12 protein-coding genes are annotated in these 15,170 nt (G+C 62.1%); 3 read left to right on the plus strand and 9 right to left on the minus strand.

Annotated features, from left to right (window positions below; all coding sequences use genetic code 11):
• Together A3A9_RS0125735 and gyrB are read left to right on the plus strand one after the other, a co-directional pair.
• The coding region (locus A3A9_RS0125735) for a caspase family protein (RefSeq protein WP_027061211.1) at positions 1-2,594 on the plus strand (2,594 nt) is incomplete at its 5' end.
• A gap of 145 nt (positions 2,595-2,739) precedes the next feature.
• Entirely contained in the window at positions 2,740-5,211 is a 2,472-nt protein-coding gene (gene gyrB, locus A3A9_RS0125740; RefSeq protein WP_027061212.1) for a DNA topoisomerase (ATP-hydrolyzing) subunit B, read from the plus strand.
• Here gyrB and A3A9_RS45870 read toward each other — a convergent pair.
• Positions 5,208-5,825, minus strand: coding sequence for an alpha/beta hydrolase family protein (locus A3A9_RS45870; RefSeq protein WP_245279118.1), 618 nt, complete (start codon positions 5,823-5,825; stop codon positions 5,208-5,210). The genes gyrB and A3A9_RS45870 overlap by 4 nt on opposite strands.
• The gene (locus A3A9_RS45875) at positions 5,810-6,313 is read right to left on the minus strand and encodes a hypothetical protein (protein ID WP_245279119.1); all 504 of its coding nucleotides are present in this window, start codon (positions 6,311-6,313) and stop codon (positions 5,810-5,812) included. The genes A3A9_RS45870 and A3A9_RS45875 overlap by 16 nt, the downstream gene beginning before the upstream one ends.
• Before the next feature lie 397 nt (positions 6,314-6,710).
• Between A3A9_RS45875 and A3A9_RS0125750 the strand changes: the two genes are divergently transcribed.
• Positions 6,711-7,628 (plus strand): hypothetical protein, encoded by a 918-nt coding sequence (locus tag A3A9_RS0125750; protein WP_027061213.1) that lies wholly within the window; start codon positions 6,711-6,713, stop codon positions 7,626-7,628.
• Between the two features lie 132 nt (positions 7,629-7,760).
• Here A3A9_RS0125750 and A3A9_RS0125755 read toward each other — a convergent pair whose 3' ends face one another.
• From A3A9_RS0125755 to A3A9_RS0125785, 7 genes are all read right to left on the minus strand, one after another.
• Positions 7,761-9,158 (minus strand): NAD(P)(+) transhydrogenase (Re/Si-specific) subunit beta, encoded by a 1,398-nt coding sequence (locus A3A9_RS0125755; protein WP_027061214.1) that lies wholly within the window; start codon positions 9,156-9,158, stop codon positions 7,761-7,763.
• 6 nt (positions 9,159-9,164) lie between these two features.
• A complete protein-coding gene (locus A3A9_RS0125760) occupies positions 9,165-9,590 on the minus strand; it encodes an NAD(P) transhydrogenase subunit alpha (RefSeq protein WP_033838796.1) in 426 nt (141 codons plus the stop codon).
• Positions 9,590-10,861 carry a Re/Si-specific NAD(P)(+) transhydrogenase subunit alpha gene (locus A3A9_RS0125765; RefSeq protein WP_027061216.1) on the minus strand — a complete coding sequence of 424 codons (1,272 nt, stop codon included), beginning with the start codon at positions 10,859-10,861 and terminating at the stop codon, positions 9,590-9,592. Before A3A9_RS0125765 ends, A3A9_RS0125760 begins: the two co-directional genes overlap by 1 nt.
• A gap of 87 nt (positions 10,862-10,948) precedes the next feature.
• Positions 10,949-11,173: an aa3-type cytochrome c oxidase subunit IV gene (locus A3A9_RS0125770; protein ID WP_027061217.1), complete on the minus strand. Its 225-nt coding sequence runs from the start codon at positions 11,171-11,173 to the stop codon at positions 10,949-10,951.
• Between the two features lie 165 nt (positions 11,174-11,338).
• Entirely contained in the window at positions 11,339-11,488 is a 150-nt protein-coding gene (locus A3A9_RS42990) for a DUF3096 domain-containing protein (RefSeq protein WP_080680904.1), read from the minus strand.
• 118 nt (positions 11,489-11,606) lie between these two features.
• Positions 11,607-12,374: an N-acyl amino acid synthase FeeM domain-containing protein gene (locus tag A3A9_RS0125780; RefSeq protein ID WP_027061218.1), complete on the minus strand. Its 768-nt coding sequence runs from the start codon at positions 12,372-12,374 to the stop codon at positions 11,607-11,609.
• 341 nt (positions 12,375-12,715) lie between these two features.
• Positions 12,716-15,052 (minus strand): putative bifunctional diguanylate cyclase/phosphodiesterase, encoded by a 2,337-nt coding sequence (locus A3A9_RS0125785; RefSeq protein ID WP_027061219.1) that lies wholly within the window; start codon positions 15,050-15,052, stop codon positions 12,716-12,718.
• Positions 15,053-15,170 lie beyond the last annotated feature (118 nt).

Raw genomic sequence — 15,170 nt, forward strand, 5'->3', positions numbered from 1 at the left:
CCACCGCCACCGCGGTGGCGGAGCGGCGCGTGGCGCTGATCATGGCCGAAGACGACTACCGGCTGGTCAGGCCCTTGGCCAATCCCCTCCATGATGGCGAGGCGATGCAAGCGGCGTTGAAGGCGCTCGGCTTCGAGGTCGTTCTCGAAACCAACCGCGACCTCCGGCGCATGCGGCGCGCGCTCGACGATTTTCGCGAGGATGCCAAAGGGGCCGATGTCGCTTTGGTCTATTTCTCCGGCCATGGCGTGGAAATCTCGGGCGACAACCGGCTGCTGCCGGTCGATGCCGATGCCTCCTCGCTCGACGCGCTGGACAAGACCAGCCTACCGCTGGAAGAGGTGCGCGCTGCGGTCGCCGCCACCGCCAAGGTCGGGCTGATCGTGCTCGATGCCTGCCGCAGCGATCCGTTCGCGGGCGGCAACGGCGAGGGGCGCGGTGCGACCTCGCTGGCGAAGGATGTCGCTGACAAGGTCAAGCCAGGTCTCGGCCGCATCGGGAAGGCGGAAAACATCCTGTTCGCCTTTTCAGCCGCGCCCGGCGAGACAGCCGCTGACGGCACCGGCCAGAACTCGCCTTTCACCACGGCGCTGACCAAATATCTCGGTACGGACGGGCTCGAAATCCGCTCGGTGCTGACGCTGGTGCAGCAGGAGGTCTATGACCTATCGCGCGGCAAACAGCTGCCTTATGTCGAGAGCGGCCTGCCAAAACTGTTCTTTGCCGCCGCCGCCAAGCAACAGCTGCCGGAGCGCGAACGGCTGCTGCTGGCCATGGCCGATGTGACGCCGGACATGCGCGGCGAGGTCGAACAGATCGCCAGTGATGCCGACATGCCGCTGGCGCCGCTCTATGGCGCGCTGATCGGCACCGACACCAGCCATCTGTCGGCTGACAGCCTGAATGCCCGGCTGCGCGAGGCTGCCGACTCCTTCGTCAAGGTGCGCAGCGAAATGAAGACGCTCGCCTCCGACGATCCGCAAGTGACGGAGCTGCGCCGGCAGGCCGAGGAACAGCTGTCGCTCGGCGCCTTCGATGGCGCTCGTGCGATCCTTGCCAAGGCCGCCGACATCGACAATGTCTCGCGCCAGGCACTGAAGGTCAATTTCGTCAGCCGCACCCTGTCCGAAGCCGCCACGGTCTATCTGTCCGGCGGCGCGGCGCGCGCCGATCTCGACTACGCCACGGCCATCAAGGACTATGAAACGGTGCTGTCGCTGTATGGTGAGGCCGGGCAAACGTCGCTCAACCTGGAACAGGCCGACCGCCAGAGCCGCACGCTGGAGGAACTCGGTATTCTCTATACGACGGTGGGCAATGTCGAGGCGGCCGGCCGCGCCTTTACCGCGCTGGTGGCCAACCTCGGGCAGCGGTCGCGTCAGGAAACCGACCCCAGCGTCAAGCGCGATCTCGCCATCAGCCATATCAAGCTCGCCAACATAGAGATGGCGCAAGGCGACCTGCCAACCTCCCTGGAAAATTATGAGGCGGCCAGGGACATGCTGCAGGACCTGATCGCAAGCGTGCCGGACAAGAAAAACTGGCTTGATGATCTTGCCATGGCCAATGACAAGATCGGCAATGTGCTGGCGACGCAAGGCGATGTGGGCGCGGCGGCCCAGGCCTATCAGCAGAGCCTGTCGATCAAGCAGCAATTGGCCAATGCCTCGCCGAACAGCGGCGATCTGCTGCGCGACCTGACGATTACCTATGACGAAATCGGCGACCTTGCCCGGACCGCCGGCCAACTGGACGGCGCCCAGACGGCCTTTGAAGAGAGCCTAAGGATTCGGCTGGCGTTGGCCGAGAACAAACCCGATGACCCTGAGCGCCAGCGCGCTGTCGCCGTCAGCCAGGAGAGGATTGGTGATGTGATGCGCGAGCGCGGCGACGCCGCCGGTGCGCTCGCGGCCTACACCAAGAGCCAGGCGATCGCCGAAGAGCTGATGCGCCGCGACCCCAACGACACCGACCTGAAGCGCGACCTGTCGATCAGTTACGACAAGGTCGGCAACGCGCTCAACGACCAGCAGAACTGGCCGGCAGCGCTGGCTTCCTATCAGCAGGCACTGACTGTGATGCGCGACCTTGCCGCTGATGACCCCGGCAACACCGAATGGCAGCGCGACCTGTCGGTCTGCATGGAAAAGGTTGCCGGTGTGCTCGGTGCCCAGGGCGATGTCAGCGGCGCACTGCAAAACTACCAGGACAGTCTTGTCATTGCCGACCGGCTGGCGAAACTCGATCCAGCCAATTCCGACTGGCAGCGTGACCTTTCGATCACGCTCTCGGAAATCGGTATGCTGGAGACCAAACAGCGCCACTTCGAGGGCTCCAAGAAGGCCTTCGAGGCCAGTCTCGCGATCCGCCAGCGACTGGCCCAGTCCGATCCGAACAATGCGATCTGGCAATTCGATCTGGTGCAGGCCTACATCAACTATGCCTATGTGGCGAAGGATCCGAAGGCGGTGCTGACCAAGGCGCTGACCCTGACGCTGGAGCTCGACCGCACGGGCCGGCTGGCGCCCCGGGACAAATCCACGATCAAATATCTGCGCGATCTTCTCGCCAAATTCGGCGCGCGAAAAAAATAGCCGGCTGCCAGCCCCGGATTCAGCCCGGAAATGCCCGCAAACCTTGGAAAAACCGCCTTTAGCGCCTATATCTAGTCGATATCAGACGCGCGATTCGGGGCCGATTTTTCGCGCTGTACAAGCGGCATCTAGACAACAGGTTTTCATGAGCGACCAGACCGAGAACACCAACGGCGCCGAGGCCGAATACGGCGCCGATTCCATCAAGGTTTTGAAGGGGTTGGACGCTGTTCGCAAACGCCCCGGCATGTATATCGGCGATACCGACGACGGTTCGGGCCTGCATCACATGGTCTATGAGGTGGTCGACAACGCCATCGACGAGGCCCTGGCCGGTCACGCCGACCTCGTCACCGTGACGCTCAACCCCGATGGTTCGGTGACGGTGATCGACAATGGCCGCGGCATTCCGACCGATATCCACACTGGCGAAGGCATTTCCGCGGCCGAAGTGATCATGACGCAGCTGCATGCCGGCGGCAAATTCGACCAGAACTCCTACAAGGTGTCGGGCGGCCTGCATGGCGTCGGCGTCTCGGTGGTCAACGCCCTTTCGGCATGGCTGAAGCTCAAGATTCGCCGCAACGGCCAGATCTTCGAGATGAGCTTCACGCATGGCAATGCCGATGCGCCGCTGAAGGCGACGGGCAGCTATGAGCAGAACAAGCAGCCGGGCACCTATGAGGGACGCAGCGGCAGCCAGATCACCTTCTTCCCGTCATCCGAAACCTTCACCATGGTCGAGTTCGACTTCGGCACGCTGGAGCACCGGCTGCGCGAACTCGCCTTCCTCAATTCCGGCGTACGCATCATTCTGACCGATGCCCGCCACGCCGACATTGTGCGCCATGAGCTCCACTATGATGGCGGGCTGGAAGAGTTCGTCAAATATCTCGACCGGGTCAAGAAGCCGCTGATCGAGACGCCGATCGCCATCAAGGCTGAGCGCGACGGCATCACCGTCGAAGTGGCGATGTGGTGGAACGACAGCTACCACGAAAACGTGCTGGCCTTTACCAACAATATCCCGCAGCGCGACGGCGGCACCCATCTGGCCGGTTTCCGTGGCGCGCTGACGCGCCAGATCACCGGCTATGGCGAGTCCTCGGGCCTGACCAAAAAGGAAAAGGTCTCGCTGATCGGTGATGATTGCCGCGAAGGGCTGACGGCGGTGCTGTCGGTCAAGGTTCCCGACCCGAAATTCTCCTCGCAGACCAAGGACAAGCTGGTCTCCTCGGAAGTCCGTCCGGTGGTCGAGGGGCTGGTCAACGAGGCGCTCGGCACCTGGCTGGAAGAGCACCCGTCCGAGGGCAAGGTGGTCATCGACAAGGTGATCCAGGCCGCGGCGGCGCGTGAAGCGGCGCGCAAGGCGCGCGACATCACCCGCAAGAGCTCGCTTGGCGTCACGTCCTTGCCCGGCAAGCTGGCCGATTGTCAGGAACGCGACCCGGCGAAATCCGAAATCTTCATCGTCGAGGGTGATTCCGCCGGCGGCTCCGCCAAGGGCGGCCGTTCGCGGCAGAACCAGGCCATTCTGCCGCTGCGCGGCAAGATCCTCAATGTCGAGCGGGCACGCTTCGACCGCATGCTCGGCTCCGAGATGATCGGCACGCTGATCACCGCGCTCGGCACCTCGATCGGCAAGGACGAGTTCAACGCCGACAAGCTGCGCTACCACAAGATCATCCTGATGACCGACGCCGACGTCGACGGCGCCCACATCCGTACCTTGCTGCTCACCTTCTTCTTCCGGCAGATGCCTGAACTGATCGAGCGCGGCCACCTCTACATCGCCCAGCCGCCGCTCTACAAAGTGACGCGCGGCAAGAGCTCGCAATACATCAAGGATGAGAGTGCCTTCGAGGAATTCCTGATCGGATCGGGGCTGGAGGAGGCGTCACTTTCGCTCGGCTCGGGCGAGGTTCGCACCGGACAGGATCTGCGCGGCGCCATCGACGATGCGCTGGCCGTGCGCCAGCTGATCAACGGGCTTCACACACGCTACAACAGGGGCGTGGTCGAGCAGGCGGCGATCGCAGGCGGGCTCAACCCGGATGTATTCGACGATCTTGGCCGCGCCAATGCAATGGCGGAGCGCATTGCAAAACGCCTCGACATCATCGCCGAGGACACCGAGCGCGGCTGGACCGGCCGCATGTCGACCTCGAATGAGGGCACTGGCGGTTATGTCTTTGAGCGCACCGTGCGCAGCGTCAAGGAATATGCCCATCTCGACCTGGCGCTGATCAATTCGGCCGATGCGCGCCAGCTAGACCGCTACGCACAGCGTCTGACCGAAATCTACGGGTCGCCGCCGGTGCTGCGCCGCAAGGATGTCTCCGAAATCGTTTCGGGGCCGCTGGCGCTGCTCAATGCGGTCTTTGCGACCGGCCGCAAGGGGCTGACCATGCAGCGCTACAAGGGTCTCGGCGAAATGAACGCCGAGCAGCTGTGGGAAACCACGCTCGACCCGAATGTGCGCTCGTTGCTGCAGGTCAAGGTCAATGACGCGACCGATGCCGACAGCCTGTTCTCGCGCCTGATGGGCGACGAGGTGGAGCCGAGACGCGAGTTCATCCAGGACAACGCATTGTCGGTCGCTAATCTGGATATTTAAGACCGCAGCGATGCCCTGAAAAAGTCCACCAGGGCAGCGTTCAGGCGCTGACGAAACGCAGCCCGGTCAAATCCCGGAGCGTCCAGGCAAATCCTTGGAGCCGCGGCGCGCAATTTTGTGCCGCATGGGGGCAGGAACGCATAGTGGCCCGCCAGGGGTTCGACATGATACTCCGGCGGCCGAGGCAACGCCGACCGGATTTTTTCTTCATACCATGGGTTGGGTTGATGCTGGTCGTCGGCCGCGCGCCACATCAGTACCGGGATTTGAACCGAAGCGAGGCCGGCGCGGTCGAACGCAAAGCCGAATGCGGGCGCGGCGGCCGCGATGGCTCGGATTCGCGGATCAGGCCTCCACGCTTCGGGCGGAGGTTGGACCGCTTTTGCAACTGAATGGACCCCCGCTTTTGCCAGCGCGGTGCAAAGATCGTGCTGGGGATTTGCGGCGCAGTATGGGTCGATCCTGTCGAGGTCGGGTATTCCCCCCGCTTCGACGAGTACAGTGAAGCCGCCATTCGAGAATCCGAAGGCGCCGACGCGCTGCGGGTCGATGTCGGTATGTCCCCGCCAGTCGCCCAGCATGAAATCGATCAGCCGGCTTAGACCCGGCGCCATGGCATCAGCACCTTGCTCTGGTCGTCATAGGTATCGCCGGCGTGGCTCACCGCGGCTACGATGAACCCAGCACTCGCCATCGCAAGCGCTGTATCATAGTGGCTGGCATAGGATCCGCCACCTCCATGCGAGATCACGATGAGCGGTAGCGAACGGCCTTCTATCGGGCCGGAAGGCGCGACGCGCTGATTGAAGGTATCCAATGGAACATCCCGCGGCTCGGCTGAGGTCGGGTACCAGATACCGGCCGTCAGCGGCGGTTCGCTGCTGTTGGGAATGCGAACCACTTCAAAGCCTACCGGAGAAAGATGCCCGATATCTTGGCTGACTGACCCGGTCGGCGTCGCACCAGCCGGCGCAATGGCTGTGGCTGCCAGGGTTCCACCCCAAACGAACACACCACAGAGAAAGGCCAAGCCGGCGAAAATTGCCAGGCGCGGCCTGCAGGCGGCATCCAAAATCCACCGGGCTTTCGTTTTTTGCTGCATCCGCAACCTCGTCAGGACCATTGGGCTTTCTGCTCAGAAAGGAAATGTGGCGTCAGAAGAATTGGCAGGGCTGACAGGTTCAGCTTGATCCGCGCTTCACGAGTCAAAAGCCCCGATGCGAGGCGTCCGCTTTCGCCCAACTCGATTTGCGGGTCAAATCACAACGGCATCATCGGCTCAGACATTGCGGAGCCGCGGCGCGTCAATTGTTCCGTCTGTACCAATAAAATCATTTTATACCCCGCCGGAACGGAAGCCCTCCCACGACATTGTGACAGCATCGATCACAATTGCTCACAGGAGGCCTTTCATGGGACGTGGCATATTGCTCTGGTTGCTCGGTATTCCGATTCCGATCATCATTCTCATCATGCTGTTCGTACGGTAGGGGGCATTGATGCAGCCCACCGTATCGGCTATCGACCTATCCGCTTCAGAAGAATCATCGGCCACAGCTGTCAGCTGGGGACCGATCATCGCCGGCGCCTTCGCGGCCTCGACGCTGACCTTCATCCTCATGCTGCTCGGCTCAGGGCTTGGGCTCAGCATGGTTTCACCATGGTCGGGGTCCGGTGCATCGATAACCACCTTCGCGGTGTCGACCGCCATCTGGCTGATCATCGTGCAATGGCTGTCAGCCGGCGTCGGTGGTTACCTTGCCGGACGCCTGCGCACCAAATGGGTCGGCGTCCACACTGACGAGGTGTATTTTCGTGACACCGCTCATGGCTTCCTTGCCTGGGCGTTGGCGACGCTGCTTGTCGTCGGCGTGCTTGGCTCGGCGCTTTCCGCGGTACTCGGCACAGGCGTACAGGCGGTGTCCACCGCGGCTTCGGGTGCCGCCATGGGTGCATCGGCTGGTGCTTCTGCCAACGCCGGCAGCGCATCGACCGACAACGCGACCTCCTATATGGTGGATTCGCTGTTCCGTCCGGCAGATGCGAGCAAGCTCGTGACGGCTGGTCCGGACGGCAATGCCGCCGCGGTTGGCCAGGCGTCGCGCATCCTGATCGCCAGTGCGGCGGCCGGCGAGATTTCGGCCGACGACAAGACCTATCTGTCGCAACTCGTTGCCGCCCGCACCGGTCTTTCCGAGGCCGACGCCAAGACGCGGGTCGACGCCTTGGTGGCCAAGGTCGACGACGCCAAGGTCAAGGCCAAGCAGGCTGCCGACACCGCCAGGAAAGGCAGCGCGACTTTTGCCCTGCTTGGCGCCTTGTCGCTGGTCATTGGTGCCTTTATCGCCAGTGCCGCGGCCGTTCTCGGCGGCAGGCAGCGCGACGAAGAGGAAGCGGTTTTCCTGACCACCCGCTGACATCGGCCATCGCCGTTCAACAGGAAGCCCGGCCAAACAGGCTGCGTTTAAACAGTGCCGGGCCGCAAAAAACGAAAGCCCAGCGCGATGCCGGGCTTTCTCTCATTTTGAGGTTTCGAAGACGAGGCCAGGTCAGTGATCCATGGCCTTGACGATCTCTTCGGTCATCTTCTTGGCGTCGCCGAGCAGCATCATGGTGCCGTCCTTGTAGAACAGCGTGTTGTCGATGCCGGCATAGCCGGAGCCGAGCGAGCGCTTGACGAACAGGCAGGTGCGCGCCTTGTCGACGTCGAGGATCGGCATGCCATAAATGGGTGAGCTCTTGTCATCCCGCGCGGACGGGTTGGTGACGTCATTGGCGCCGATGACATAGGCGACATCGGCCTGCGCGAATTCGGAGTTGATGTCCTCGAGTTCGAACACTTCGTCGTAAGGCACATTGGCCTCTGCCAGCAGTACGTTCATATGGCCAGGCATGCGGCCGGCCACGGGATGGATGGCGTATTTGACGTCGACACCATTGGCCTTCAGCTTGTCGGCCATTTCGCGCAGCGCGTGTTGCGCCTGGGCGACCGCCATGCCGTAGCCCGGCACGATGATGACCTTCTGGGCGTTCATCATCAGATAGGCCGCGTCATCGGCCGAGCCCTGCTTGACCGTGCGCTCGATGCCGTCATCGGCCGCTGCTGCCGTCTCGCCGCCGAAGCCGCCGAGGATGACCGAGATGAAGCTTCGGTTCATGCCCTTGCACATGATGTAGGACAGGATCGCGCCGGACGAACCGACCAGCGCCCCGGTGATGATCAGCGCCAGATTGCCGAGCGTGAAACCGAGTGCCGCCGCTGCCCAACCGGAATAGGAGTTCAGCATCGAGACGACAACCGGCATGTCGGCGCCGCCGATCGGGATGATCAAGAGGATGCCGAGCACCAGCGAGGCGGCGACGATCAGCCAGAACACCAGTTTGGCTTCGGTGGTGACGAGCAGCACAATCAGCACGATCAGGGCTACGCCAAGGGCAGCATTGATGAAGTGGCGGCCACCGATCATGATCGGCTTGCCCGACATGCGGCCGTCGAGTTTCAAGAAGGCGATGACCGAGCCGGTGAAAGTGATGGCGCCAATGGCGACGCCAAGGCTCATCTCGATCAGGGCTTGGGCGTGGATGTCGCCATTCGTGCCGATGCCAAAACTCTCCGGCGCATAGATGGCGGCTGCCGCCACCATGACGGCGGCAAGGCCGACGAGGCTGTGGAAAGCCGCGACCAGCTGCGGCATCGAGGTCATGGCGATGCGGCGCGCGGTGACGGCGCCGACACCGCCACCGATGGCAAGGCCAAGCACGATCAGGCCGAAGCGACCGGCCGAAGGGGTTGCCAGCGCCAGCGTGGTGGCGATGGCGATGCCCATGCCGATCATGCCGTAGAAATTGCCCTGGCGGCTGGTGGTCGGATGCGACAGGCCGCGCAGCGCCATGATGAACAGGACGCCGGAAACCAGATAGAGGAAGGACGCGAAGTTGGCGTTCATGGCGCGCTACTTGTCCTTCTTCTTGTACATGGCCAGCATGCGCTGGGTGACGAGGAAGCCGCCGAAGATGTTGACGGAGACCAGCATCAGCGCGACGAAGCCGAAGCCTGCGGCAACCCCGGAAGCCGCGATGCCGACGGCGAGCAACGCACCGACGACGATGACCGAGGAGATGGCATTGGTGACGGCCATCAGCGGCGTGTGCAGCGCCGGGGTCACCGACCAGACGACATAATAGCCGACGAAGATTGCCAGCACGAAGATGGCGAACCGGAAGACGAAGGGATCGATCGCGCCGCCGGACAGCGCGTGCGCGGCGTCACCCGCCGCGTCAGTGCCGCCTGGGGCGTTGGCCAGGTTCTGCACCGCAAGCTTGACGGCGGCGGAGGCCTGGTCGAGCTGATCGAGGGCTTTCTGCAGGGTCTGATCCATCACGCGGTCCCTTTCGGCTTGGGCGAGGACTTGGATGAGGCAGTTTTCTTGGGCGCGGCTTTCTCTGGTGCAACCCAGGCGTCGGCAACCATCGTCGTGGCCGGTATCGCGGCCGGCTCGACATGAGGCTGCTGGTCAGCCTTGGCGAAGGCTGGATGAACGACTTTGCCGCCGTCGGTCAGCATCGTCGCCTTGACCAGATCGTCATCACGGTTGATGGCAAGCGTTTTCGTGGTCTTGTCGACCAGCGTCTCAAGGAAAGCGAACAGGTTCCTGGCATAAAGCAGTGAGGCGGATGCGGCGACGCGGCCGGGCACGTTGAGATGGCCGACGATCTTGACGTTGTTGGCCGTGGTGACAACCTTGCCTGGCACGGCGCCTTCGACATTGCCGCCACGCTCTACCGCCAGATCGACGAGCACCGAGCCCGGCTTCATCGAGGCGACCATCGCCGCCGAGACCAGCTTCGGCGCCGGACGGCCGGGGATCAGCGCCGTGGTGATGACGATATCCTGCTTGGCAATGTGCTCAGCGGTGAGTGCCGCCTGCTTGGCCTGGTATTCCTTCGACATTTCCTTGGCGTAGCCGCCGGCTGTCTCGGCCGCCTTGAATTCCTCATCCTCGACGGCCAGGAATTTCGCGCCGAGCGAAGCGACTTGCTCCTTGGCGGCAGGACGAACGTCGGTGGCGGTGACGACCGCACCGAGGCGGCGCGCCGTGGCGATGGCCTGCAGGCCGGCAACGCCGACGCCCATGATGAAGACCTTTGCCGCCGGCACCGTGCCTGCAGCCGTCATCATCATCGGCAGCGCCCGGTCATATTCCGAAGCGCCGTCGATCACCGCCTGATAGCCGGCAAGGTTGGCCTGCGAGGACAACACGTCCATCGATTGCGCGCGGGTGATGCGCGGCATGAACTCCATCGAGAAAGCCGTCACGCCGGCCTTAGCCAGAGCCGCGACTGCCGCGTCGTTGCCGTAGGGATCCATGATGGCGATCACGGCAGCGCCGGATTTGTAGCTCTTCAGCTCGGTGTCCGTTGGCCGGCGAACCTTCAGCACGACATCGGCCTTGGCGACATCGGAAGCCTTGCCGATGGCAGCACCGGCCTTGGCGAACTCTTCATCGGGGAGGCGCGACCTTGTGCCAGCACCGGTTTCGATGACGACATCGAAGCCAAGCGCGATCAGCCGTTTCACGGTATCCGGCGAAGCCGCGACGCGCGGCTCGTTCGCATCGAGTTCACGAGGGATGAAAACCGTCTGTCCCACCGCATGATCCTTTCGGCTGGAACCTGTTTGCGCAAAGTGTCGGCCGGAATGTCCGGCGACGTCAACCGCAACGGGGTTTTGGAAGGTCTATCGCAGAATGAAGGCGCCGACGGCCAGAAGCAGGACGAACAGGATCAGCGCCGAGAAGAAACCTGCCGCAAAGAAGCCGAAAGCCATCGCCACAAGGAGCGCGCCGCAGAAAAGCGATCCGTATTTGGCCAGCGCGAGAAAGCCCGCATAGGTGCGGTCATGCTCGGAATAGTCCATCTTCGCGCCCAGTTCGACAGGACCGGTCGGCGAGTGATCAGCCATAGGAGTACCCCTTCGAAGACATCTTTCAGGCACATACCGAAAAGCCGGGCCAAGAGCAATGGCGCTATTGCCGCATTGGGCCGACAACTGCCTCAAGGGAATATTGAAACTGCCGGCCGACCCCCCAGCGAGAGACAGCCTTTGCGCCAGGCTCGCTCGAAGGTTTCAGCCGGCAAGGTGCGGGAAGAGCCCCAGCAGTCCGACGACGATCAGATAAAGCGCGACGATATAGTTCAGCAGCCGTGGCATGACGAGGATCAGCACGCCGGCGATCAGCGAGATAAGCGGCGTGAGCGCGAGCTGAGAGATGTGCATGTCGGGAGTCCTTCTGACAGATCCGTTGGGATGACAAAGACAGAGCGGCAGCACGCCGCCGTCATTAGAACGCGGATCTGGCCGTAAGGCTCCGGGTGCTTTGCAAAAATAGGGACGCCTACGCGGCGGCGCGATAATATTTCGCTGTCGGCACAATGGACAAGGGTGTCAGTCGGTTGATGGCCGGATTGCCAAACATCAGCCGCTGTTCCGTGGGCGTCGACCTGAAGAATGGGAACCGTTCGAGTGTCAGGCGCATATTTTCGCCGGCAGGGATTTCGAACAGGGCGATCCGGGTAAGAACGCCTGGAAATTCTTTAGCCTCGGTCCTCTGCACGGCATTGAAATAACGCGAATAGAAATTGGAATGCTCGACCTTGACCGGCGTAAGCACCGAGTTCTGGCCAAAATAGAGCGAGGCCACCATGGCGAGCCTGAGTGTCAGGAACGGCAGCACTCCCGGCGCCGGCGCGCTGTCGGGATCGGTCGCAAACCGGGTTCCGTCGATAAAGGTTTCGCCGCGGGCAAGTCGCTCGAGCAGTATTTCGGGATAGGCATCGACGGAGGGCGAATTCGGGTGCTCGCTGGAAATGTAATGGAAGCGGATCGTGCTGACCAATTCTCCGTAGAAATAGACACCGAACCGGTAGGAGTTGGGCAGATTGTCCCAGCGATCCTGGAACATCCCGCTGGCGATTGGGCCGCACATGCCCGTGCGCAGATAGGATTTATAGCGAAGTCGGTAAATCGCCTCCAGATCCTCGCCTCCGGTAATGAGGCGATAATCGACATGCTCCAGCAATTGCATCATCGATCGGTTCAGCACGGAATCCCCGGCTGAGCCTACCCCGCCAGAGGCATTGCTCACGGTCCTTGCAGCATCCATTATCTGTCCTCGAAATTCCGCCTACGGATAAGGGTATTCGAGCTGAAATGAGACACAAGCTGAAACTTGGATGGTGCTGGTTTACCTTCTGTTAACCTTAACAGCCGTGCGTCCACTTGAGATGCGACCCTTGCGTTCAGCAATCTTCGCGTGTGTCGTATTCCCTCGTTTTGCCTGGCGAACTTTAACCGGCTGGCTGTCAATGACGCCGCCTGTCAGGCTGGATTTCGCCCGACCCGTTCCCGGTGATCACGCAACATTGTGTACCGCCGGACATGAGACGCCTGACAAAGCGGTGGAACCACCCCAAGCGAGCCGCTTCGCACTTTTCCTGGAATTGCCTAACTGGCTGTCCGTTTGCCGGAACTGGCCGCCCGTTTGCCGGTGAGGCGCAGGTCCGCGGCAAATGGCCAGGTGACATTCGACATCGTCTCGATACCCGATGCACTCAGTGCGGCACCGAAGAGGAAGCCCTGCACAAGGTCCGGTTTGACCTGCAAAGCCAGGATCTTGAGCTGCTCGAAGGTCTCGACGCCCTCGACGGTCACCGAAAGCCCAAGCGGCCGTGACAGATTGACGATGCCCTTGAGCAGCTCCAGCGAACGGGAATTCTGGGTGACGTCTATCAGGAACGAGCGATCGATCTTGATCTTGTCGAGCGGCAGCTTGTGAAGATAGCTCAGGCTCGAATAGCCGGTGCCGAAATCGTCGAGCGCGATGCGCACACCAAGCTGCTTCAATTCGTCGAGATATTGGCGCGTCAGCGACTTGTCGTCGAGCAGCGCCGTCTCGGTGACCTCGATCTCCAGCCGGCCGGCGGCGAGGCCGGAGCTGATCAACGCATCGCGAACCTTCTGGATGACGTCGCGATTGCGGAAATCCTTGGCGGAGAGATTGACCGATACGCTGGTCTGGTCCGGCCATTTGGCGCATTCGGTGCAGGCTGCCTGGAGCACAAAGGTGCTGATCTCTGAAATAATGCCCATTTCCTCGGCGAGCGGAATGAAGATGGCGGGCGAAATCGGCCCGAGATCGGGATGATCCCAGCGGCACAGCGCCTCGCAGCTGGCGATGCGCATGGTGTTCATCGCCACGATCGGCTGATAGACGACCCGCAGGCTCTTGCTTTCCACCGCGCTGCGCAGGTCCGCTTTCATCAGCTGACGGTTGCGGAACGCGGCGTCCATCGCTGCCTCGAACAGCCGCCAGCCGTTCTTGCCGAGCTCCTTGGCCTTGTAAAGCGCCAGATCGGCCTTGACGATCATGGCGTCGACATCGCTGTCCGTGACCCGCGCCAACACGGCGCCGCCGCTGGCCTGGATGCGCAGCCCGTGGCCGGCAACGTCCACTTCGCCTTGCAACGCTGCAAAGATCTCGTCGATCTGGATGGTCAGGTGGCTTTCATCCTCGATCCGGTCGAAGAAAACCATGAATTCGTCGCCGCCAAAACGGCTGACGGTGATGCCTTGCCCTGCAACGCCGGCGAGACGTTCGGCGACCGCATAGATCAACCCGTCGCCGATCGGATGCCCGAGCGTGTCATTGACGCTCTTGAAATCGTCGAGGTCAAGCACGGCCAGGCCGCAGAGGCGGTCGCGGTCGCCCGATGCCATCGCCTCGCCGACGAGTTCGTGGAAGTAAGCGCGGTTGGGCAGACCGGTGAGATTGTCGTAGCGCGCCATGAAGCGGATCTTGTCTTCCGCCTCGACGCGAGCCGTCACATCCTCGAAGGTGATGACACCCAATTCCTGGCTGCCTTCGCGTGCGGAAAATTCGTAGTGCTGGCCGTTGGCGAGGGAAACGAGCACCTTGCGGTCGCGGCCCTCGCGCAGGGCGCGGGTCAGCTGCGCCTCGATGTAGCGGCAATCCTTCGGCGCCAGCATGCCGCCGGCGACGCCGCGCATCAAAAGGCCATGGATCGACCGCCCGAGCAGCGCATCCCCGGACTTGAGCGACATCAGATGGGCAGCCTCGGCATTAGCCACCGCCACCCGGCCGTTGGGGCCGAGCATGACAAGGCCGTGCGACATGGTGTTGAGGGCGCGATCGAACCTGTGCGCGAGCTTCCGCGCTTCCTTGTGGCCGATGACCGCCGAGAAAAGCACGTCGCGGACGTGGTCGGCGCTGTTGATCGTGATGAAAGTCAACGGGATGATCATCAAGCCGAGAACGACCGAGGGGAGATCCATGCGCAGCAGGAGTGCAAGGGCTGCCGGACCAATGAAGGTCACGGAAAAAATCCGCACCATGAGCGGAGATCCGTAGTTGCGGCCAACAACCGTCACCAAGGTTGCGATGGCCAGCGACGTCGCGGCCAGTTCGGCAAACGGATCGGGATAGACATAGATCGATATGAAACACAGCGCGCCCAAGCCGAGGCCCTGCAGGCTGCCCTTGAGGATATAGGTGCGCTCCCACCGCCGTGCCTCTTCGACATTGGCTATGACGCCGCCCGCCTTGCGGAAGCTGCGAATGCCGGAGTAGCGGAAGAGGCTGATGGACAGCAGGGTGAAAGAAAAACCCAGGAACAAAGGGTTCTGCGTACGCAGGTAGATCATGAATCCGAGAATCCAGTAGCATACGCCACCGATCACCAGCATGTGGGCGTTGTCGAACAACGACCGCACAAACTGGATATAGACATCCGCGGGGATGTTCTCGGTTTTTGTTCTGCCCATATCGTCGGCCCAACGCTAAGCCTTGTCATGTCACAACCGCCTTAAGAAAGGCTTAGAACAGTGATTTCGACTTAGCTGCCGAGGACCTGCGAATGCAGGACAGGCCAGGAAAATCAAG

This window comes from Mesorhizobium loti CJ3sym, assembly GCF_000472785.1.
GTDB classification, from domain to species: domain Bacteria; phylum Pseudomonadota; class Alphaproteobacteria; order Rhizobiales; family Rhizobiaceae; genus Mesorhizobium; species Mesorhizobium loti_E.

Coding starts and splice junctions, on each gene's coding strand:
- gyrB (WP_027061212.1), top strand. CDS start 2,740: ATGAGCGACCAGACCGAGAACACCAACGGCGCCGAGGCCGAATACGGC.
- A3A9_RS45870 (WP_245279118.1), bottom strand. CDS start 5,825: ATGGCGCCGGGTCTAAGCCGGCTGATCGATTTCATGCTGGGCGACTGG.
- A3A9_RS45875 (WP_245279119.1), bottom strand. CDS start 6,313: ATGCAGCAAAAAACGAAAGCCCGGTGGATTTTGGATGCCGCCTGCAGG.
- A3A9_RS0125750 (WP_027061213.1), top strand. CDS start 6,711: ATGCAGCCCACCGTATCGGCTATCGACCTATCCGCTTCAGAAGAATCA.
- A3A9_RS0125755 (WP_027061214.1), bottom strand. CDS start 9,158: ATGAACGCCAACTTCGCGTCCTTCCTCTATCTGGTTTCCGGCGTCCTG.
- A3A9_RS0125760 (WP_033838796.1), bottom strand. CDS start 9,590: ATGGATCAGACCCTGCAGAAAGCCCTCGATCAGCTCGACCAGGCCTCC.
- A3A9_RS0125770 (WP_027061217.1), bottom strand. CDS start 11,173: ATGGCTGATCACTCGCCGACCGGTCCTGTCGAACTGGGCGCGAAGATG.
- A3A9_RS42990 (WP_080680904.1), bottom strand. CDS start 11,488: ATGCACATCTCTCAGCTCGCGCTCACGCCGCTTATCTCGCTGATCGCC.
- A3A9_RS0125780 (WP_027061218.1), bottom strand. CDS start 12,374: ATGGATGCTGCAAGGACCGTGAGCAATGCCTCTGGCGGGGTAGGCTCA.
- A3A9_RS0125785 (WP_027061219.1), bottom strand. CDS start 15,052: ATGGGCAGAACAAAAACCGAGAACATCCCCGCGGATGTCTATATCCAG.